Source organism: Streptomyces sp. NRRL F-2664 (assembly GCF_000719345.1).
GTDB lineage: Bacteria > Actinomycetota > Actinomycetes > Streptomycetales > Streptomycetaceae > Streptomyces.
In genome coordinates, this window is sequence record NZ_JOFX01000004.1 from 69,837 (window position 1) to 89,232 (window position 19,396).

A 19,396-nucleotide genomic window follows, 5' to 3' on the forward strand; every position below is an offset into this window, starting at 1 on the left:
GCTCCTACTGCTTGACCTCGTACGTCTGCTTGTCCACGAGCTTGCCGTCCTGGAAGCAGAAGCGGAAAACCAGGTCCGTGGTCAGGGTGCTGGGCTGCTGGTCGGCCAGCAGCACCAGGCACTGGGAGCCCTCGGGCCGGGGAGGCCCCTTCCGGTCGGCCCCAGCGGTCAGGAAGCTCTCACCCTCCGGCAGCCGGTCGCGGACCGACTTCTCGCTCTCGCCCACGTGCACGGCGTCGTACTCGTCCCGGCTGATCATCGAGTCGCTCGCGGTGTCGATCACCATCACCATCGCGACGACCATCACGATGACCAGCACCACCACCGCCGCGAAGGCGATCCCGCAGCCCACCGCTATACCGCCGGCGCGGCTGGGGACCCGTACGGCCAGCTCCCGGTCCACGGCCGCCCAGTCCATCGGCGGCTGCTCGCCGCGCTGTCCCGGCACCAGGGGCCGGGTGCCCTTCTGCGCCTGCGCCTGCTGGCCGAAGTCGTCGGCCACGTCCTCGGCGCCGGCCGGCTCCGCGCCGTACGGCAGCACGCCCGCCACCCGGAACCCGCCGCCCTCGGCGGGACCGGCATGGACCATGCCGCCGACCAGCCGGGCCCGCTCGCGCAGCCCCGTGAGCCCCTGACCGCCCGACACCACGTCCTCGCCGGCTCCGGCCGACGGCCCGTTGGCGATCTCCACCACCAGCGAATCGTCCTCGTACCGCAGCTCCACCGTGATCGGCGCGGCCGGAGCGTGCTTGTAGGCGTTCGTCAGGGCCTCCTGCACGATCCGGTACGCGGCGTGGTCGCACGCCGCGACCAGCGGCCTCGGGCGCCCCGAGGTGGTCAACCGCACATCGGTCCCCGCACCCCGGGCCGCCTCCACGACCCCGGCGATCCCGGCCACGCCGCGTGCCGCGGGCTGGGCGTCCTCCACCGGCGCGGGCGCCTCCACACCGTCGCGCAGGATGCCGACGACCTCGCGCAGTTCGTGCATCGCGGACACGGAGGCCTGTCGCAGCACGCCCACGGCCTCCCGCTGACGGTCGGTGAGTTCGGGGTCCACCTCCAGGGCTCCCGTGTGCACGGAGATCAACGCCAGCTGGTGGCCGAGGCTGTCGTGCATGTCCTGGGCTATGCGCTGCCGTTCGCGCAGCCGCGCCTGGCCGGCGACCATGGCCCGCTCGCGCAGCAGCTGGCCGTTGCGCTCGTGCAGCGCCGCGAGCAGGGTGCGGCGCTGCGACCAGTACCGGCTGGCCAGGCCCGGCATCACGGTGACCGCCAGGAACATCAGCGTGGAGAACACGATCACCAGCAGCGGTCGCATCTGCGTCCACTGGTCCAGGACGCTGAGGCCGACCGATGCGGCGAAGGCCAGTGTGAAGGCGCCCAGCGCCCGGCTCACGCCGACGATCCGACGCCCGGCCGACCAGCCCAGCAGCGGCAGGACGAAGAACAGCCCGGGCAGGACGGCGCTGAGCGCCGCACCCGCCACGAGCGTCACCGCCGGCAGCCGGCGGCGCAGCAGAGCCAGCACCAGCACGACGAGGGCGCTCAGCAGCATCCGTTGCCCGGACCCATGGTCGAGTTCCTCGACGCCCAGTCCGAGGATGGCCAGCACGCCGGCAAGGGCGAGATCCCCCGCCAGCATCCGCCGCGTCCACGGCTCGGGGCCCCGCAGCCACTGCCGGCCCGCACGTGTCTTCGCCCTCACATCCACGTGCCGACCCTAGACACCCGGCTCCCGCCCGAGCCGCCTTCTTTCGTCTCACCCGCCGCGACGAAAGTCGGATCCGGCCCGGCAGTTGGCCGCGTCCGGCTCCGGGGCCGCACCGTGACCGACGCCACACCGGACACCGGACACCCGCCGCCGCGCTGCGGGCGACCACGGACCGTCACGGGCAAAGCGAAACGGCCGCCACCGATTTCGCGGTGACGACCGTCTCGTCATTGTGGGCGAGGGGGGATTTGAACCCCCACGTCCCGAAGGACACTGGCACCTGAAGCCAGCGCGTCTGCCGTTCCGCCACTCGCCCGAGCAGCGTCCCAGTGGTCTTCCCTTTCGGGCCGTTCCCCTGGCGACGTCGAAACATTAGCACGGGGATCGGGGTGAGTTCACATCGCTTTCCCCGGGGGCATACGCCCTCGTGCGGACGGCCCCTCCCGCACTCCGCTCCCGGTGCGGGACACTGTTCCCGGAGCGCCCCTACGATCCCTTGTGAGGACCAACACTCGTCCTCACAGGAGCGATGGGGAACCACCCGAATCCGCCACGCGTGGATACGATCAGTAAGCAGTACAGGGCGACAGCGACGGAGGAGGTGCCCCATGGGAGTTCTGAAGCGGTTCGAGCAGCGACTCGAAGGTCTGGTGAACGGCACCTTCGCCAAGGTGTTCAAGTCCGAGGTCCAGCCGGTGGAGATCGCCGGCGCCCTCCAGCGGGAGTGCGACAACAACGCCACCATCTGGAACCGCGAGCGGACCGTCGTCCCCAACGACTTCATCGTGGAGCTCAGCGCCGGCGACTACGACCGCCTGAGCCCCTACTCGGGGCAGCTCGGCGACGAGCTCGCGGGCCTCGTCCGCGACTACGCCAAGCAGCAGCGCTACAGCTTCATGGGCCCCATCAAGGTCCACCTGGAGAAGGCCGAGGACCTCGACACCGGGCTCTACCGGGTCCGCAGCCGCACCCTCGCCTCCAGCACCTCCCAGCCGCAGGGGGCGCCGCCGTCCCCGGCGAGCGGCTACGGCTACCCGCCGGTCGCCGCTCCGCCCATGCCCAGCGCCCCGCCCCCGGGCGGACCCGGCGCCCGCCGGCCCGCCCCGGGTGGCCCCGGCGCGGGCCCGGTGGCGGGCTCCGCAGGCCCGCGGCGGCACTGGATCGAGATCAACGGCACCCGCCACCAGATCTCGCGCCCCACGCTCGTACTCGGCCGAAGCACCGAAGCCGACGTGCGGATCGACGACCCCGGCGTATCCCGCCGGCACTGTGAGATCCGGACCGGAACGCCCTCGACGATCCAGGATCTCGGGTCCACCAACGGCATCGTGGTGGACGGGCAGCACACCACCCGCGCTACGCTCCGCGACGGCTCGCGGATCGTCGTGGGCAGCACCACCATCATTTACCGGCAAGCCGAAGGGTGAAGCGGGGGCAATGTCAGAGCTGACCCTGACGGTCATGCGGTTGGGTTTCCTGGCCGTTCTGTGGCTGTTCGTCATCGTGGCCGTCCAGGTCATCCGCAGCGATCTCTTCGGTACGAGAGTGACCCAGCGCGGCTCCTCCCGCCGCGGCGGCGCCGGCGGCGCCCCGCAGCAGGGCGGCCGCCAGGCCGCGCCTCCGCAGCAGCGCCAGCGTCGCGGTGCGCCCACCAAGCTGGTCGTCTCCGAGGGCATCCTCACGGGCACCACCGTGGCCCTCAACGGGCAGACGATCACCCTGGGCCGCGCCCACGACTCCACGATCGTGCTGGACGACGACTACGCGTCCAGCCGCCATGCCAGGATCTACCCCGACCGTGACGGCCAGTGGATCGTCGAGGATCTCGGGTCCACCAACGGCACGTATCTCGACCGGACCCGGCTGACCACCCCGACGCCCATTCCGCCGGGCGCACCGATCCGCATCGGCAAGACCGTCATCGAGCTGCGGAAGTAGTACGAGAATGAGCGAGCGGAGCGAGCGCGCGGCGGTGATCCGTGCCACCGACGACACGGACACGGGCGCGCTCCCGACCGGAGGGTGGGCAGTGTGGCTCGAGACCGGTTGTACCCGGAGGAAGCTTCGCCGACAGGGCAGGTGCGCATGAGTCTGTCCCTGCGGTTCGCAGCCGGCTCCCACAAGGGCATGATCCGCGAGGGGAACGAGGACTCCGGCTACGCCGGCCCGCGTCTCCTGGCGATCGCCGACGGCATGGGCGGCCAGGCAGCCGGCGAGGTCGCGAGCTCCGAGGTGATCTCCACCCTCGTGCAGCTCGACGACGACGTCCCGGGCTCCGACATCCTCACCTCCCTCGCCACCGCCGTGCAGCGCGCCAACGACCAGCTGCGCGTCATGGTCGAGGAGGACCCCCAGCTGGAGGGCATGGGCACCACCCTCACCGCCCTGCTGTGGACCGGCCAGCGGCTCGGCCTCGTCCACGTCGGCGACTCCCGGGCCTACCTGCTGCGCGACGGCGTCCTCACGCAGATCACGCAGGACCACACCTGGGTCCAGCGCCTGGTCGACGAGGGCCGCATCACGGAGGAGGAGGCGACGACCCACCCGCAGCGCTCCCTGCTGATGCGCGCGCTCGGCAGCGGCGACATCGTCGAGCCCGACCTCTCCATCCGCGAGGTCCGCGCCGGCGACCGCTACCTGATCTGCTCCGACGGGCTCTCCGGCGTGGTCTCCCACCAGACGCTGGAGGAGACCCTCGCCGACTACCACGGCCCCCGTGAGACCGTGCAGTCCCTGATCCAGCTCGCGCTGCGCGGCGGCGGACCCGACAACATCACCTGCATCGTCGCCGACGTGCTCGACACCGACAGCGGCGACACCCTGGCCGCCCAGGTCAACGACACCCCGGTGGTCGTCGGCGCGGTCGCCGAGAACCAGCACCAGCTCTTCGACAACAACAACGCCATGCAGACCCCGGCCGGCCGTGCCTCCGGGCTCGGCCGCCAGGCCCCGCCCCCCGCAGGCGCCTTCGGCCCGCCCGGCAGCGGCGACGCCCCCGGCTACGGCGAGTACGGCGAGCACGGCCAGGGCGGCGGCTACGGCTCCTTCGGCGAGGCCGACGGCTACGACGGCGGCTCCGGCTACGACGACACGTACGACCACCCCCGCAGGCGCCGCAGCAAAGGGCGCAAGTGGACCACTCGCACCCTGACCCTGCTCGTCGTCGCCGGTGTCGTCGGCGGCGGCCTCTACGCCGGCTGGCGCTGGACCCAGACCCAGTTCTACGTCGGTGTGAAGGGCGAGCACGTCGCACTCTTCCGCGGCATCAGCCCGAAGCTCGGCCCGCTGGAGCTCTCCAAGGTGGAGACCGACCGCCCCGACATCGAACTGAAGTACCTGCCGCCCTTCAAGCGCAAGCTGGTCGAGGCCACCATCAGCGAGGGCAGCCTCGACGGGGCCCGCAAGAAGCTGGACGACCTCGGCGTCCAGGTCTCCGCCTGCAAGAAGGACGAAGAGCGCCGAGGCGCCGAGGCGCAGAACAGCCAGACACCCGGCCCCAGCCTGACTCCCGAGGAGCAGCAGCTGGTCGGCCTGTGCGGAAAGTAGCCCGCGGGCACAGGGGGCCTGCCACACCATGAGCGTTGTCACCAATACGACCACCATCGGCGCCATCGAGCTGCCGAGCCGGCGGAACACCGAGCTTCTGCTGCTCGCCTTCGCCGTGGTCATCCCGATCTTCGCCTACGCCAACGTGGGCCTGGCGATCCACGGCGAGCTGCCCCCCGGCATGTTCGCGTACGGGGCCGGCTTCGCCGTCCTGGCCGGCATAGCGCACTTCGTCGTACGCCGGTACGCGAAGTACGCCGACCCGCTGCTGCTGCCGCTCGCGACCCTGTTGAACGGCCTGGGCGTCGTGCTGATCTGGCGCCTGGACCAGTCCGACCGGCTGCAGAACCTCGCCAAGCGCAGCTTCGGCGCCTTCTCGCCCTCCGCGCCCAACCAGATGCTCTACACGGCGCTCGCCATCGCCCTGTTCGCCGCCGTCCTGCTCATCCTCAAGGACCACCGCGTCCTGCAGCGGTTCACCTACATCTCCATGGCCGGCGCCCTGGTGCTGCTGATCCTGCCCGTCGTCCCGGGCCTGGGCGCCGACGTCTTCGGCGCCAAGATCTGGATCAGCGTCGGCGGCTTCTCCATCCAGCCCGGCGAGTTCGCGAAGATCGTCATCGCGATCTTCTTCGCGGGCTACCTGATGGTGAAGCGCGACGCGCTCGCACTGGCCAGCCGCCGCTTCATGGGCCTCTACCTGCCGCGCGGCCGCGACCTCGGCCCGATCCTGATGATCTGGGCGATGAGCCTGCTGGTCCTGGTCTTCGAGAACGACCTCGGCACCTCGCTGCTCTTCTTCGGCATGTTCGTGATCATGCTGTACGTGGCCACCGAGCGCACCAGCTGGATCGTCATCGGCCTGCTGATGTCGGTCGGCGGCGCGGTCGTGGTGGCCTCCTTCGCCAGCCACGTCCAGGCCCGCGTCAACGCCTGGCTCGACCCCTTCGGCTGCTACGCCACCTCCGGCGCCTGTGAGCAGGTCGGCCAGTCGATCATGAGCTTCGGTTCCGGCGGGGTGCTCGGCGCCGGATGGGGCCAGGGCAACTCCGACCTCATCGGCTTCGCCGCCAACTCCGACTTCATCTTCTCCACCGTCGGCGAAGAGCTCGGCCTCTCCGGCGTGATGGCCTTCCTGCTGGTCTACGGGCTCATCATCGAGCGGGGCGTCCGCACCGCCCTCGCCGCCCGCGACCCGTTCGGCAAGCTCTTCGCCATCGGCCTCTCCGGTGCCTTCGCGCTCCAGATCTTCGTCGTCGCCGGCGGAGTCATGGGGCTCATCCCCCTCACCGGCATGACGATGCCTTTCCTCGCCTCCGGCGGTTCCTCCGTCCTCGCGAACTGGATTCTCATCGCCGTCCTCATCCGGATCAGCGACACCGCCCGCCGTCCGGCGCCGGCACCCGCCCCGTCCCCCGACTCCGAGATGACCCAGGTGGTCCGTCCGTCATGAACAAGCCCCTGCGCCGCATCTCGCTGTTCTGCGGGCTGCTCGTCCTCGCGCTGCTGATCCGGACCAACTGGCTGCAGTACGTCCAGGCCGAGGAACTCAGCACGCGCAAGGAGAACCGACGGGTCCAGATCGCCCAGTACGCGACCGAGCGCGGCAACATCATCGTCCAGGGCCAGCCGATCACCGGCTCCACCGTCACCGACGGCAGCGACTACAAGTACAAGCGCACCTACGAGAACGGGGCCCTGTGGTCCCCGGTGACCGGGTACGCCTCGCAGGCCTTCGGCGCCACCCAGCTGGAATCGCTCGAGGACGGCATCCTCACCGGCAACGACGACCGGCTGTTCTTCGACCGCACCATCGGCATGTTCACGGGCGAGAAGAAGCAGGGCGGCAACGTCGTCACCACGCTCAACCGCGCCGCGCAGCAGGCCGCCTTCGACAAGCTCGGCAGTAAGAAGGGCGCGGTCGCCGCGATCGACCCGCGCACCGGTGCCATCCTCGCGCTGGTCTCCACCCCCTCGTACGACCCGTCCACCTTCGCCGGCAACTCCAAGGCGGACGAGAAGGCGTGGGTGGAGCTGAAGGACAGCGAGGACAAGAAGCTGGTCAACCGCGCCCTGCGCGAGACCTACCCGCCCGGCTCCACCTTCAAGGTGGTCACCGCCGCGGCCGCCCTGGAGCACGGCGTGGTCGACGGGATCGACGACCCGACGGACACCCCCGAGCCGTACATCCTGCCCGGCACCAAGACCCAGCTGCCCAACTCCCACACGGGATGCGAGAAGGCCAGCCTGAACGAGGCGCTGCGGATCTCCTGCAACTCCGTCTTCGCGAACCTCGGTGACAAGGTCACCCGCGACAAGATGGTGGAGACGGCCGAGAAGTTCGGCTTCAACAACGACAAGATCGACATCCCGGTCCGTGCCTTCGCCAGCGTCTACGACAAGAAGATGGGCAAGGACGGCAACGCGCAGAGCGCCATCGGCCAGTTCAACACCGCGGCCACCCCGCTGCAGATGGCCATGGTCACGGCGGCGATCGCCAACGACGGCAAGCTGATGAAGCCCTACATGGTGGACAACCTCACGGCCCCCAACCTGGACATCATCGAGAAGCACGAGCCGCAGGAGATGAGCCGGCCGCTGTCCGCGGGCAACGCGCAGAAGGTCCAGCAGATGATGGTCAACGTCGTCGAGAAGGGCACCGGCGAGAAGGCCCGGATCAAGGGCGTGACGGTCGGCGGCAAGACCGGTACCGCCCAGCACGGCGAGGGCAACAAGAAGCGCCCGTACGCCTGGTTCATCTCCTACGCCGAGAACGCGGACGGCACCTCGCCGGTGGCGGTGGCCGTCGTCATCGAGGACAGCGAGGGCACCGCCCGCGACGACATCAGCGGTGGCGGTCTCGCCGCTCCCGTCGCCAAGGCGGTCATGGAAGCGGTGCTGGGAAGCCAGGGCTGAACGGAGGGGCCGCAGGCCGGAACACGTGACGCACGTCACTGATTCCGCCGCGGATCCGCGCGTACGGTACCGGTCCAGTATCAGCCTGTGGCCACGAACCGATCACGGACGATCGGCCGGTAGCCTTTGCGCGAACAGCACACCGCCGGACCACACACAGGTGCGGTCGGGACCGACGGAGAGGGCTGCAACGTTATGGAAGAGCCGCGTCGCCTCGGCGGCCGGTACGAGCTGAGCCACGTGCTCGGCCGCGGTGGCATGGCCGAGGTCTACCTCGCCCACGACACCCGGCTCGGCCGTACCGTCGCCGTCAAGACCCTGCGTGCCGATCTCGCCCGCGACCCGTCCTTCCAGGCCCGGTTCCGGCGCGAGGCCCAGTCGGCCGCGTCGCTGAACCACCCGGCGATCGTCGCCGTCTACGACACCGGCGAGGACTACGTCGACAACATCTCCATCCCGTACATCGTGATGGAGTACGTCGACGGTTCGACCCTGCGCGAACTGCTGCACTCCGGCCGCAAGCTGCTGCCCGAGCGCACGCTGGAGATGTGCATCGGCATCCTCCAGGCCCTCGAGTACTCCCACCGCGCCGGCATCGTGCACCGCGACATCAAGCCGGCCAACGTGATGCTGACCCGCACGGGCCAGGTCAAGGTCATGGACTTCGGCATCGCCCGTGCCATGGGCGACTCCGGCATGACGATGACGCAGACGGCCGCCGTGATCGGCACCGCCCAGTACCTCTCCCCGGAGCAGGCCAAGGGCGAGCAGGTCGACGCGCGCTCCGACCTCTACTCCGCGGGCTGCCTGCTCTACGAGCTCCTGTGCGTGCGGCCGCCGTTCGTCGGCGACTCCCCGGTGGCCGTGGCCTACCAGCACGTACGGGAAGAGCCGCAGCCCCCGTCGAACTTCGACCCCGAGATCACGCCCGAGATGGACGCCATCGTCCTCAAGGCACTGGTCAAGGACCCCGACTACCGCTACCAGTCGGCGGACGAGATGCGCGCCGACATCGAGGCCTGCCTCGACGGCCAGCCGGTCGCCGCCACCGCCGCCATGGGCGCGGCCGGCTACGGCTACCCGCACGAGCAGGGCCACGGCTACGGCCCCCAGGGCTACGACCAGCCGACCACGGCCCTGCGCACCTCCGACGCGGGCGCCCAGACGTCGATGATGCCGCCCATGCCCCCGGGCGACGGCGGCTACGGCTACGGGGACCAGGGCTCCGGCGGTTACGACCAGGGCCCGCACCGGCGCCAGCAGAAGAAGAGCAGGGCGTCCACCGTGCTGCTGGTGGCGGCCGGCATCCTCGTCCTGGTCGGCGCGATCCTCATCGGCCGCTCCCTGTTCGGGGACACGGCCGACAACCGGCCCAACGTGCCCAAGGTCGTCGGCCAGACGCTGGACGAGGCGACGAAGAGCGTCGTGAACTCCAAGCTCAAGGTGGCCAAGGCGGCCGACGAGGCCTGCGTGGACCAGCCCAAGGGCAATGTCTGCAAGCAGGACCCGGCGGCCGGCACCAAGGTCGACGAGGGCACGACGGTCACGCTGACCGTCTCCTCGGGCGCCCCGAAGATCTCCGTCGTCGACGTGCTCAACATGAAGTACGAGGAGGCGGAGAAGGCGCTGAAGGACAAGGGCTTCCAGGTCGAGCGCAAGACCCAGGAGTCCGAACGCACCCCGGGGACCGTCCTGGAGCAGAGCCCGAAGGCCGGTACCGAGGCCGAGCGCAACAGCGTGATCACGCTGACGGTCGCCAAGGAGCAGTCCAAGTCCGAGGTGCCCGAGCTGAAGGGCAAGACCAAGGACGAGGCGGAGAAGGCGCTCAAGGCCGTCAACCTGCGGCTCGGCAGCGTCACGGAGTCCGACCAGCCCGGAGCCGCTCCCGGCACGGTCATCGGCCAGCAGTTCGCCGCGGGCCAGCAGCTGGAGCAGAACAAGACGGTGAACATCACCATCGCCAAGGCCGCGCAGGCGACGGTCGTCCCGAACTTCGCCGGCCGCACGGTCGGCCAGTACAAGGACGACCTCAAGCGCGCCAACCTGCGGGTCGGCATCGTCGCCGGACCGTCGGACGACAACGCGATCGTGGTCGGCACCGACCCGCAGCCCGGCACCCCCGGCACCTCCGGGCAGGCCGTCAACCTGTTCACGGTCGCGGGCCAGCAGGACGGCGGCAACAACGGCGGCATCTTCGGCGGCCTGACCGGCGGCAACGGCCGCCGGTAGTGCGGACGGCACCACCCGGTACGGCGAAAAGGTCCGGCCCCTCCCGCGGGAGGGGCCGGACCTTTCGTACGACGGCCGTCCGGAGCGCTCCGGACGGCCGTGTGGACGCCGTCCGGGCTTGCGGGGGCTCCCTGGGGGCTTCCGGGCGCCCGCGGGCCCCTGACGGGCCCTGGAGGCCCGGTCGGGCGTGGCCTCAGCGCAGTTCGGCGGGCGGGGTGCGCTTGGCGTCGACCTTCTCCGTGCGGACCAGTTCGCCCCAGACGATGTAGCGGTACTTCGAGGTGTAGACGGGCGTGCAGGTGGTGAGGGTGATGTAGCGGCCGGGGGCGGTCCTGCCGGACTGCTTGGGGACCGGGTTGATCACGTCGGTGTTGTACTTGGAGGTCTGGCGCAGCTCCGCGAAGACCTTGTACACGTACCAGGTGTCGCGGGTCTCGAAGACGATCGCGTCGCCGTTCTTCACCTTGTCGATGTGGTGGAACTTCGCGCCGTGCCCGTCCCGGTGCGCTGCGAGCGAGAAGTTCCCCTTCTCGTCCCAGGGCAGCGCCGACTTCACCGGCTCCGTGTAGTAGCCGGCGACGCCGTCGTCGAGGACGTCCGGGGCCGTGCCCGCCTTGACGAGCACCTCGCCGTTCCTCATGGCCGGCACGTGCAGGAAGCCGACCCCGCCCCGGGTGTCCAGCGCCCCGGGCCCGGCCTGCGCGGGGGGCGCGTCCTGCCACTGGCGGCGGACCTCGTCGCCGCGCGCGGCGGCCTGCCGGTCCGCGAGCACGTTCGTCCACCACAGCGAGTAGGCCACGAACAGGCCCAGCACGAGGCCCACGGTGATCAGGACCTCGCCCAGCAGGCTCAGGAACCCGGCGAGCACACTGCGGCCGTGGGCGGGCGGGGCCGCGGTGCGGCGACTGGCACGAGACACTGCTTGCTTCGTCCTTAACTGGTCAGCGCGGGCGGTGGGCCCTGGCTGCGGGGGCGTTCACCGGTCATCCTGCCCCATACGATCATCCGGTAGGTGCTGGTGAACTCCGGGGTGCAGGTGGTCAGCGTGATGTACCGGCCCGGGGAGGTGAACCCCGAGCCCTCCGGCACCGGTTTGATCACCCCGACGTTCGTCGGCGGTGTCTGTGCGAGCGCCGAGGTCATCTCGTACGTGTAGTAGGCGTCCCGGGTCTCGACCACGACCGGATCCCCGGGCACCAGCCGGTTGATGTAGCGGAACGGCTCGCCGTGGGTGTTGCGGTGTCCGGCGACCGCGAAGTTGCCCTGCGGGTCGGCCGGCATCGCGGTCTTCAGGGCGCCCTCGCCGTAGTGCCCGACCATGCCCTTGTCCAGCACCTTCGGCTTGCTGATGCCCTCGGCGACGGGGACCTTCACGTCGAGCTTGGGGATGTGCAGGATGGCGAAGCCCTGGCCGGGCTCGAAGGCCGTCACCGGCGGTGCCGCCGCGCCGCCCTCGGGCTGCCGCTCCCAGGTCTGGCGCAGGGAGCCGGCCGCGCCGTCCGCCGCGCGTTCGGCCACCACGTTCGTGTACCAGAGCTGGTAGGCGACGAACAGCAGCATCACCAGACCCGCCGTGATGAAGAGCTCCCCGCCCAGCCGGCTCGCGATGACCACCGGGCCGCCGGACGCCGGCCGCTTGCGCCGCCGCCCGCCCCGCCTGCGGGTGTTCCTGGCGGCCCGCTTCGCGGCCTCCTGCGCTGCCCTGCGTCGCGCGGCCCGGCCCCCGGTGGGCGCGGACGGCGCGACGGTCGTCACGCGACGGCCTTGCCCACCACCGGGGCCAGCCCCGCGGAGCGTTCCACCGCGCCCGCGTCGCCGCAGCGCACCAGCCAGTTCGCGAGCATCCGGTGGCCCCACTCGGTCAGCACCGACTCGGGGTGGAACTGCACGCCCTCGACGTCGTGCTCCCGGTGGCGCAGGCCCATGATGATCCCGTCCTCGGTCCGGGCGGTGACCTCCAGGACGTCGGGCAGGGTCGCGGGCTCGGCCGCGAGGGAGTGGTATCGGGTAGCGGTGAACGGCGAGGGCAGGCCCGCGAACACGCCGAGGCCCTCGTGCTCCACCGGCGAGGTCTTGCCGTGCAGCAGCTCGGGGGCACGGCCCACGACGCCGCCGTAGGCGACCGCCATCGACTGCATGCCGAGGCAGACGCCGAAGACGGGGACACCGGTTTCGGCGCAGTGCCGGACCATGTCGACGCAGACGCCCGCCTCCTCCGGCGTGCCCGGCCCGGGGGAGAGGAGCACGCCGTCGAAGCCGTCCTGGGCATGGGCGAGGGCGACCTCGTCGTTGCGCAGTACCTCGCACTCGGCTCCGAGCTGGTAGAGGTACTGGACCAGGTTGAAGACGAAGCTGTCGTAGTTGTCTACCACCAGAATGCGTGCGCTCACGGAGTGGCTCCCGATCCCTCGTCCACCGTCACGTCATTGAACGGAAGGAGTGGCTCGGCCCAGGGGAAGACGTACTGGAACAGTACGAAGACCACGGCGAGGACCAGTACGAGAGAGATCAGCGCGCGGACCCACGCGTTGCCCGGCAGATGCCGCCAGATCCAGCCGTACATGCCGCCTGATTCCTTTTCGTCCACATTCGTTCACCGCACCGCGGGGGCGGTACGCGAACAGACTAAAGCCAGCGGCCCGGCCGAGGGGGTCACCCGGAGGAACCCCCGGTCCCGTCCTGGCCCGCCGCGCGCGTCCCGGTCAGTTCCGCCCACACCACCAGCCGGTGGCTGTGGCCCCATTCCGGGTCGCAGGTGGTCAGCGTCAGATACCGGCCGGGCATCGTGAACGGGGACTTCCCGGGGACCGGGGCGACCACGGCGACGTCGGTGGGCAGGGTGCGCACGGGTCCGCCGCGGATCGTGTACGTGTACCGGGTCCGCGCGTCCTGGAGGACGACCTCGTCCCCCGGGCGCAGCTTCGGGAAGTCCTTGAAGGGGTCCCCGTACGTGCGGCGGTGGCCGGCCACGGAGAAGTTCCCGACGGCCCCGAGGCGGGCGGTCGAGGCGTAGTGGCCCAGGCCCCGCTTGAGCAGCTCGGCGTCCGTACCCTCCAGGACGGGCCGGACCCAGTCCCGGCCGAAGCGGGGGACGTACATCTCGGCGAAGGCCCGGCCGGGGGCGTACCGGGGTTCCTCGGGGGCGGCGGACCCGGGGGCGGCGGCCGGGGCCGCCGGCGGGGACGGCGAGGCGGCTTCGGCCGCCCAGCGGTCGCGCATCCGGGCCGTCTCGCCGGCCGCGGCCCGGTCCGCCTCGACCCCCGTCCACAGCAGGACGTAGGCGACGAAGAGCACGATGAGCGTGCCCGCCGTCAGGCACACCTCGCTGAGCGTCCGCACCGCCGCACGCAGGACGGCATCGGGACGGATCCGGTCACGGGGTGGTGCCCACCGGCTTCGCATGATGGAGGTCCACTGTGCCGGAGTAGGCGGGAAGTGTCAGCGCCCTGTGCTCGTCCACTTTCCAGCCGAGGCCGTAGGCGTTCACGTACAGCTGGTAGTTCTGCAGGGCGGGGGAGGCGGCGAGGGCCTTCTTCAGCGCGGCCGGGTCGCCAACGGCAGAGATCTTGTACGGCGGCGAGTAGACGCGGCCCTGGAGGATCAGGGTATTGCCCACGCAGCGCACCGCGCTGGTGGAGATCAGCCGCTGGTCCATGACCTGGATGCCCTCGGCGCCGCCCTGCCACAGGGCGTTCACCACGGCCTGGAGGTCCTGCTGGTGGATCACCAGGTCGTTGGGCTGCGGCTCGGGCACGTTGGGGATGCGCGCGGTGGCGTTCGGCGGGGCGTCGTTGAGGGTGACGGTCAGGCCCTTGCCGGACAGCTCCTCCGTGCCGGAGGCGGCGCGCAGGGCGGCCAGCTTCGCGTCCTGCGCCTGCGTGCTGCCGTCGTCGCGGTCGGCGAGGGCGTCCACGCGGCCGCGGGCCGCCGCGGTGCTCTCCTCCAGCTCGGCGTTGTCCTGGCTGCGTTCCTTGATCAGGTCCGACAGTTTGAGGAGGGAGGCGTCCGTCCGGATGTTCGTACCCTTGGAGGTGTTGAAGCTGGTGACGAAGAGCAGCCCGGCCAGGGCGAAGACGGCGGCCGTCAGCAACCGGACCGGCCTGGCCCGGCGACGGGGACCCGCGGAGGAGTCGTCTGAATTGCTCAACGTACCCTTCTCCTTCAACGCCACAGGTCCACTACGCTAACGGACGCCCGGGGCAGGCCAGGTCCCCAGCGCATCGACAGGAGAGCCCCTCGTGCCGAAGTCACGTATCCGCAAGAAGGACGACTACACCCCGCCGCCCACGCGGCAGCCGCAGAGCATCCGGTTGACGAACCGCAGCTGGGTCGCCCCGGTCATGCTGGCGTTCTTCCTGATCGGTCTCGCGTGGATCGTCGTCTTCTACGTGACCGAGACCCAGCTGCCGGTCGAGGCGCTCGGCAACTGGAACATCGTGGTCGGCTTCGGCTTCATCGCGGCGGGATTCGGCGTCTCCACGCAGTGGAAGTAGCACCTCCCGGCCCCTGACGGAAGCTCTCCCCAGGAGTTATCCACAGCGTCATCCACACCTGAGGAAAAGACAGAAGATCTGTGGATAACTCTGTGGAGAGTTGACGCCGGTGTGATCAGGTGAGTTCCGCCGTGCGGGCCATGATCAGCGCCGCTGCCAGCAGGAACACCACCGCACAGGTGCCCCACTGGACGTAGGCGCGACTGCGGGCGCCGGTCGGCAGGAGCATGCCCAGGCCGACCAGCGCCCCGGTGATCAGGCCGCCCACGTGGGCCTGCCAGGACACGCGCACATAGCCGCCGAACGGTACGAAGGTCAGCACCAGCATCAGCCCGACCATGATGATCAGCGGCCGCATCTCGTACCGCAGCCGCCGGGCCAGCACGACGGTCGCGCCGAGCAGGCCGAAGATCGCCCCCGACGCGCCGACGGTCGGGACGTACGGCTCGGTCAGGAGATAGACGAGGGCGCTCCCGCCCAGACCGGACAGCAGGTAGACGGCGAGGTACCGGCTGCGGCCGAGAGCGGCCTCCAGCGGACCGCCGATCACCCACAGCGCGATCATGTTGCTGATGATGTGCCACCACTGGGTGTGCAGGAACACCGAGGTGAGCAGCCGGTGGTACTCGCCCACGGCGACGCCGTGGACGGGGCCGCCCGGGTAGTCGACGTACCCGCCCAGCAGCTGGAGCTGCACCGCCAGCGCCGGGGCCAGGAGACCGAGGAAGAAGACGGCGACATTGGTCCCGATGAGGATCTTGGTGACCAGCTGGGGGTCCTCCGCCACCCGGCCGCCCGCGAGGGTGCGCGGCGCGTTGGCGCCGGGGCGGTGGCCGGTGCCAGAGCCCTGGCGGACGCACTCGGGGCACTGGAAGCCGACCGAGGCGCTGATCATGCACTCGGGGCAGATCGGGCGCTCGCAGCGGGTGCAGCTGATCCCCGTGTCGCGGTCCGGGTGGCGGTAGCAGCCCGGCAGACGGTCGGTGTCCATCGGTCCCCTCGGTCGGCGGCGGCAGGGCGTGCGCCCCACCGGTCCGGTACACAACCAGTACGGACGGGCGGGGCGGAAAGGTTCCCGGGCGACCGGGGCGGTGCGGGGGATCGGGCGGAGCGGAGGGAGACGGCCGGGAAGACGGCGCGGACGGGGCGGTGCGCGGCGGCAGCGTGCGTCAGCGCCTCTCGACGACGACGGACTTGATGACCACGTCCTCCAGCGGACGCTCGGTGCGCGCGTTGGTGGCGCCGGCGGCGATGGCGTCGACGACCTTCCGGCTCGCCGGGTCGGTGACCTCGCCGAAGATGGTGTGCTTGCGCGTCAGCCACGCGGTGGGGGCGACGGTGATGAAGAACTGCGAGCCGTTGGTGCCCGGGCCGGCGTTGGCCATGGCGAGCAGGTACGGCTTGGTGAAGGCCAGGTCGGGGTGGAACTCGTCCGCGAACGCGTAGCCCGGACCGCCGGTGCCGTTGCCGAGGGGGTCGCCGCCCTGGATCATGAAGCCGCTGATGACGCGGTGGAAGACGGTGCCGTCGTACAGCGGGTCCGTGGTCTTCTGGCCGTCCGTGGGACGGGTCCACTCGCGGGCGCCCGTGGCGAGTTCGACGAAGTTCCGGACGGTCTTCGGCGCGAAGTTCTCCAGCAGCTCGATCTCGATGTCGCCGTGGGTGGTCTTCAGGGTGGCGTAGAGCTTCTCGGCCACGGATCTGCCTTCCCTAGTCATAACTGTCGGTCCAGATGGTCGCACGGAGGGCTCCGCGGCACTGAAATCCTCCACCCGTATGCCCTGTCACGCATGCCGGTCGGCGATGTGACAGGCATGATCCGACAAAGGGTGGAAAGGTGAACTGTGTCCGCCACCGAGGAGGAGGATCCCGTGACCGGCAAGGACAGCGCGCGCCTGGCAGCGGAGAGCGCCAAGGAGAGCGTGCGGTACGCGGCTGAAATGGTGGCGCCGTACGCGGAATCCGCCAGGGACGCTGCGGTGCACTACGCCCACGAAGCCAACGAACGGCTGACGCCGATGGTGTCCCAGGCAGCCAGCGGCGCCGCACGCCAGGCCCGGATGACGTACGACTGCCACCTGCACCCACGCCTGAAGGCGGCGCGGGCGCATGTGCCGACCCCCGTGGACCGGGCGGCGACGCTGGCGGTCCATCAGACGCGTCTGGCGGCCCGTCATGCGGCCGACTACACGCAGCCGAAGATCGAGAGCGCCCTCGCGGCCGCCACGCCCGTGGCCGAGGAGGCCGCGGCCCGTTCGGCCGCGGCCCTGGCCGCGCTGCGCGGCCAGGTGACGGCGAAGGAAGTGCAGAAGCTCGTGCGCAAGCACGAGCGGGCCCAGCGCCGCGGCCGGGTGCTGAAGGGGGCCGCGCTGATCGGCCTGCTCGCAGCCGGCGCCTACGCGGCGTGGCGTTGGTGGGACCAGCAGTCGAACCCCGACTGGCTGGTGGAGCCGCCGGCGGCCACCGAGCTGTCGGACCGCGACGCAGCCCCGGCGAACTTCGACGACGAGCTGGCGGAGAAGGAGCGCGAGGCCGGCTCCGCCGGACCGGAGCCGGGCCCGGGCCACTAGGAACGGTGCCGCAAGGGCCCGGACCCCTCGGGGTCCGGGCCCTTTGGCGTGCGGGCGCAGCGGGGTGTCAGCCCGGGAGCGTCAGGACGGTGCCCGGCCGGAGCGGCTCGGGGTCGGCGCCGACGACGGCCCGGTTCATGGCGTGGAGTTCGCGCCAGCGGGCCTCGTTGCCGAGTTCGCGGGCGGCGATCGCGGCGAGCGTGTCGCCCTGCCGCACGGTGTACGTGCGCTTCCCCGCGGCGGGCTGCGGCTTGCCCACCGGCGCCGCGGGCACCGCCTTGTGGGCGGCCGAGTGCGGTGTCGGCGTGTGCGCCGCCCCCGGCCGGGTGGACGGCGGCTCCGGCTTCGGCATCGCGGCGGGCCTGGGCGTCGCGGGCACGGCCTTGTGGGCCGCGGAGCCGGGGGTCGGGGTGGCCGGACCGGTACCCCGCCCGGGCGGCGCGGCGGCCGCCATGCGCTCGGCGGCGGCCCGCGTCGCCGAGGCGGCGTCGGCCGCGGCGCTCCGGGAGGGGCCCGCCCCCGGGTCCGTACGCTGCTGCACCTGCTCCTGCGTCTTCTTCTTGTCGGACTTCAGGAAATCGAAGAGTCCCATGTCTGCGCCTCCGGCGTGAGGTTCCCCCTGGGCCGATGCCCTTCTCCCCACTGTCCGCCACCGGGCGGCGGGCGGCCCGGCGACCGGGGCCGCCCGGGGGACCCGCAGCCGCCAGGGAACGCACCGGTAAGGGACCGGGAAGGGACGGCCCCAGCATCGTGGGACACGATGGAGGAGAAGACTGTGAGCATCAGACAGGCCGCTGAGCGCGTCGTTCTGGCCAGGCCCGGGCCGGGGCTCCTGCACGCCGCGGTCGACGCGGGCCTCGACGTCTGGGTGGTGTCCGACACCGCGGGGTGGCCCCCGGGCGGCGCCCTCCCCTCCCCGCTGCCGCCGGAGCGGATCCTGCGGGCGGACTTCGGCGACGCCGCCGCACTGCGCGCCCTGCTGGCGGACACGGTCCTCGCCCACGGGATCGGGCACGTCCTGTACCTCGCGGGCGATCTCGCACGGGGCCTCGCCGGCGGAGCGGCGTCCGCCGCCGAGGCGGTGCTCAAGGACCTCGCCCCGCCCCGCCCCGGTCCCGCGGGCACCCTGCCCGACGCGGTCGCGGTGCGGCGCGTCCTGAACCAGAGCCGTACCTCGGCCGTACGGGCCGAGGAGGCGCGCACCGTGGCCGAGGCGTACGCGACCGCCGAGGACTTCCCGCTGCCCGTCGTCATCAAGTCCGCCGACGTGTACGGCCGTTGGTGGACCGTACCGGTGCACGACCGGCCCGGGCTCGACCGCTGGGCCGAGCGGGCCCGGGCCGCCCGCCACGGCGCCCCCTATCTCGTCGAGGAGCTCCTGACGGGGTGGAAGTTCCACGTCGAGACGCTGACCGTCGACGGTATGCACCTGGTCGCCGGGATCACTCCGGAGGGTGATGCGCCGCCCCTGCCCGAGGCGGAGCGGGCCGGGATCCGCGCGACGGTGCGGGCGCTGCTGGACCTGGTCGGCTACGAGCGCGGCACCACGCGCACGGATGTCCTGGTCGGCGCGCGCGGATCGCGCATCGCGGCGGCCGTGGAACCGGACCGGCGACGGCCCGGCGACCACCGTTCCCGCGCCACCGCCGGGAGCGGTAGCGAGAGGGGAACGGACCGGTAAGGGACTGGGCCACTGTGGGTCCTGTCGAGAGCGGCACCACCACACGGAAGCCGCACACCGGTACTACACCAGGGGGTTCAGCACATGCGCAGCAAGCTGGTCGGACTGATCGGGATCTTCGCGGCGGCCCTGGTGATGGGAGCGGGCGCCGCGTCGCAGGAGACCGGCCGGACCCCCGGACACCAGGCGTACGAGGTGCTCGCGGACGACAAGGGCCCGGGCATGCCCTCCCCGTACCCCGCCCCCTGAC

The 19,396-nt window shown here is 71.3% G+C and carries 20 protein-coding genes and 1 tRNA gene; 10 read left to right on the forward strand and 11 right to left on the reverse strand.

The window, feature by feature from the left end:
• Window positions 1–4: 4 nt before the first annotated feature.
• Together IF89_RS0106210 and IF89_RS0106215 are read right to left on the reverse strand one after the other, a co-directional pair.
• Window positions 5–1,711: a sensor histidine kinase gene (locus tag IF89_RS0106210; RefSeq protein WP_030762378.1), complete on the reverse strand. Its 1,707-nt coding sequence runs from the start codon at window positions 1,709–1,711 to the stop codon at window positions 5–7.
• Window positions 1,712–1,944: 233 nt separating this feature from the next.
• A tRNA-Leu gene (locus IF89_RS0106215) sits at window positions 1,945–2,027 on the reverse strand.
• Window positions 2,028–2,319: 292 nt separating this feature from the next.
• Here IF89_RS0106215 and IF89_RS0106220 point away from each other — a divergent pair.
• The 6 genes from IF89_RS0106220 to pknB all read left to right on the forward strand — a co-directional run bounded on the left by IF89_RS0106220 (window position 2,320) and on the right by pknB (window position 10,402).
• Window positions 2,320–3,138 carry an FhaA domain-containing protein gene (locus tag IF89_RS0106220; protein WP_030762381.1) on the forward strand — a complete coding sequence of 273 codons (819 nt, stop codon included), beginning with the start codon at window positions 2,320–2,322 and terminating at the stop codon, window positions 3,136–3,138.
• A gap of 10 nt (window positions 3,139–3,148) precedes the next feature.
• Window positions 3,149–3,649 carry an FHA domain-containing protein FhaB/FipA gene (locus tag IF89_RS0106225; RefSeq protein ID WP_030762384.1) on the forward strand — a complete coding sequence of 167 codons (501 nt, stop codon included), beginning with the start codon at window positions 3,149–3,151 and terminating at the stop codon, window positions 3,647–3,649.
• 93 nt (window positions 3,650–3,742) lie between these two features.
• Window positions 3,743–5,257 carry a PP2C family protein-serine/threonine phosphatase gene (locus tag IF89_RS0106230; protein ID WP_078628120.1) on the forward strand — a complete coding sequence of 505 codons (1,515 nt, stop codon included), beginning with the start codon at window positions 3,743–3,745 and terminating at the stop codon, window positions 5,255–5,257.
• Between the two features lie 28 nt (window positions 5,258–5,285).
• Window positions 5,286–6,710: an FtsW/RodA/SpoVE family cell cycle protein gene (locus tag IF89_RS0106235; protein WP_030762390.1), complete on the forward strand. Its 1,425-nt coding sequence runs from the start codon at window positions 5,286–5,288 to the stop codon at window positions 6,708–6,710.
• Complete coding sequence (locus IF89_RS0106240; protein WP_030762393.1) at window positions 6,707–8,173, forward strand: peptidoglycan D,D-transpeptidase FtsI family protein; 1,467 nt, start codon at window positions 6,707–6,709, stop codon at window positions 8,171–8,173. The genes IF89_RS0106235 and IF89_RS0106240 overlap by 4 nt, the downstream gene beginning before the upstream one ends.
• A gap of 195 nt (window positions 8,174–8,368) precedes the next feature.
• Window positions 8,369–10,402, forward strand: coding sequence for a Stk1 family PASTA domain-containing Ser/Thr kinase (gene pknB, locus IF89_RS0106245; protein ID WP_030762397.1), 2,034 nt, complete (start codon window positions 8,369–8,371; stop codon window positions 10,400–10,402).
• A 193-nt stretch (window positions 10,403–10,595) separates the two neighbouring features.
• Here the strand turns inward: pknB and IF89_RS0106250 are convergent, their stop codons facing one another.
• The 6 genes from IF89_RS0106250 to IF89_RS0106275 form a co-directional block, all read right to left on the reverse strand.
• On the reverse strand, window positions 10,596–11,321 hold the full coding sequence (locus IF89_RS0106250) for a class E sortase (protein ID WP_030762400.1): 726 nt from the start codon (window positions 11,319–11,321) through the stop codon (window positions 10,596–10,598).
• A 14-nt stretch (window positions 11,322–11,335) separates the two neighbouring features.
• Window positions 11,336–12,157, reverse strand: coding sequence for a class E sortase (locus IF89_RS0106255; RefSeq protein ID WP_063831255.1), 822 nt, complete (start codon window positions 12,155–12,157; stop codon window positions 11,336–11,338).
• A complete protein-coding gene (locus IF89_RS0106260) occupies window positions 12,154–12,792 on the reverse strand; it encodes an aminodeoxychorismate/anthranilate synthase component II (protein WP_030762406.1) in 639 nt (212 codons plus the stop codon). The genes IF89_RS0106255 and IF89_RS0106260 overlap by 4 nt, the downstream gene beginning before the upstream one ends.
• Complete coding sequence (locus IF89_RS46895; protein WP_030011120.1) at window positions 12,789–12,965, reverse strand: hypothetical protein; 177 nt, start codon at window positions 12,963–12,965, stop codon at window positions 12,789–12,791. Before IF89_RS46895 ends, IF89_RS0106260 begins: the two co-directional genes overlap by 4 nt.
• An 89-nt stretch (window positions 12,966–13,054) precedes the next feature.
• Complete coding sequence (locus IF89_RS0106270; RefSeq protein WP_078628122.1) at window positions 13,055–13,804, reverse strand: class E sortase; 750 nt, start codon at window positions 13,802–13,804, stop codon at window positions 13,055–13,057.
• Window positions 13,776–14,549: a DUF881 domain-containing protein gene (locus IF89_RS0106275; protein WP_030762412.1), complete on the reverse strand. Its 774-nt coding sequence runs from the start codon at window positions 14,547–14,549 to the stop codon at window positions 13,776–13,778. Before IF89_RS0106275 ends, IF89_RS0106270 begins: the two co-directional genes overlap by 29 nt.
• A gap of 91 nt (window positions 14,550–14,640) precedes the next feature.
• Between IF89_RS0106275 and crgA the strand changes: the two genes are divergently transcribed.
• Window positions 14,641–14,895 carry a cell division protein CrgA gene (gene crgA, locus IF89_RS0106280; RefSeq protein WP_030762414.1) on the forward strand — a complete coding sequence of 85 codons (255 nt, stop codon included), beginning with the start codon at window positions 14,641–14,643 and terminating at the stop codon, window positions 14,893–14,895.
• A 115-nt stretch (window positions 14,896–15,010) separates the two neighbouring features.
• On the opposite strand, the gene IF89_RS0106285 is transcribed toward crgA, so the two are convergent.
• Together IF89_RS0106285 and IF89_RS0106290 are read right to left on the reverse strand one after the other, a co-directional pair.
• Entirely contained in the window at window positions 15,011–15,886 is an 876-nt protein-coding gene (locus IF89_RS0106285) for a rhomboid family intramembrane serine protease (protein WP_030762416.1), read from the reverse strand.
• Window positions 15,887–16,064: 178 nt separating this feature from the next.
• A complete protein-coding gene (locus IF89_RS0106290) occupies window positions 16,065–16,592 on the reverse strand; it encodes a peptidylprolyl isomerase (protein ID WP_030762418.1) in 528 nt (175 codons plus the stop codon).
• Window positions 16,593–16,739: 147 nt separating this feature from the next.
• Here IF89_RS0106290 and IF89_RS0106295 point away from each other — a divergent pair, with 147 nt between their 5' ends.
• A complete protein-coding gene (locus tag IF89_RS0106295; protein WP_234327675.1) occupies window positions 16,740–17,465 on the forward strand; it encodes a DUF5324 family protein in 726 nt (241 codons plus the stop codon).
• Window positions 17,466–17,532: 67 nt separating this feature from the next.
• On the opposite strand, the gene IF89_RS40655 is transcribed toward IF89_RS0106295, so the two are convergent.
• Window positions 17,533–18,057, reverse strand: coding sequence for a LysM peptidoglycan-binding domain-containing protein (locus tag IF89_RS40655; protein WP_030762423.1), 525 nt, complete (start codon window positions 18,055–18,057; stop codon window positions 17,533–17,535).
• A 183-nt stretch (window positions 18,058–18,240) separates the two neighbouring features.
• Between IF89_RS40655 and IF89_RS0106305 the strand changes: the two genes are divergently transcribed.
• Both IF89_RS0106305 and IF89_RS45850 read left to right on the forward strand, forming a co-directional pair.
• On the forward strand, window positions 18,241–19,146 hold the full coding sequence (locus tag IF89_RS0106305) for a hypothetical protein (RefSeq protein WP_158717817.1): 906 nt from the start codon (window positions 18,241–18,243) through the stop codon (window positions 19,144–19,146).
• A gap of 84 nt (window positions 19,147–19,230) precedes the next feature.
• Window positions 19,231–19,395, forward strand: coding sequence for a hypothetical protein (locus IF89_RS45850; RefSeq protein ID WP_158717818.1), 165 nt, complete (start codon window positions 19,231–19,233; stop codon window positions 19,393–19,395).
• The last annotated feature ends 1 nt before the right edge of the window (window position 19,396 follow it).

What these genes read in the sequence shown, in the direction of transcription:
- IF89_RS0106220 (WP_030762381.1), top strand. Translation starts at nt 2,320, where the DNA reads ATGGGAGTTCTGAAGCGGTTCGAGCAGCGACTCGAAGGTCTGGTGAAC.
- IF89_RS0106285 (WP_030762416.1), bottom strand. Translation starts at nt 15,886, where the DNA reads ATGGACACCGACCGTCTGCCGGGCTGCTACCGCCACCCGGACCGCGAC.
- IF89_RS46895 (WP_030011120.1), bottom strand. Translation starts at nt 12,965, where the DNA reads ATGTACGGCTGGATCTGGCGGCATCTGCCGGGCAACGCGTGGGTCCGC.
- IF89_RS0106225 (WP_030762384.1), top strand. Translation starts at nt 3,149, where the DNA reads ATGTCAGAGCTGACCCTGACGGTCATGCGGTTGGGTTTCCTGGCCGTT.
- IF89_RS0106270 (WP_078628122.1), bottom strand. Translation starts at nt 13,804, where the DNA reads ATGCGAAGCCGGTGGGCACCACCCCGTGACCGGATCCGTCCCGATGCC.
- pknB (WP_030762397.1), top strand. Translation starts at nt 8,369, where the DNA reads ATGGAAGAGCCGCGTCGCCTCGGCGGCCGGTACGAGCTGAGCCACGTG.
- IF89_RS0106240 (WP_030762393.1), top strand. Translation starts at nt 6,707, where the DNA reads ATGAACAAGCCCCTGCGCCGCATCTCGCTGTTCTGCGGGCTGCTCGTC.
- IF89_RS40655 (WP_030762423.1), bottom strand. Translation starts at nt 18,057, where the DNA reads ATGGGACTCTTCGATTTCCTGAAGTCCGACAAGAAGAAGACGCAGGAG.
- IF89_RS45850 (WP_158717818.1), top strand. Translation starts at nt 19,231, where the DNA reads ATGCGCAGCAAGCTGGTCGGACTGATCGGGATCTTCGCGGCGGCCCTG.
- IF89_RS0106235 (WP_030762390.1), top strand. Translation starts at nt 5,286, where the DNA reads ATGAGCGTTGTCACCAATACGACCACCATCGGCGCCATCGAGCTGCCG.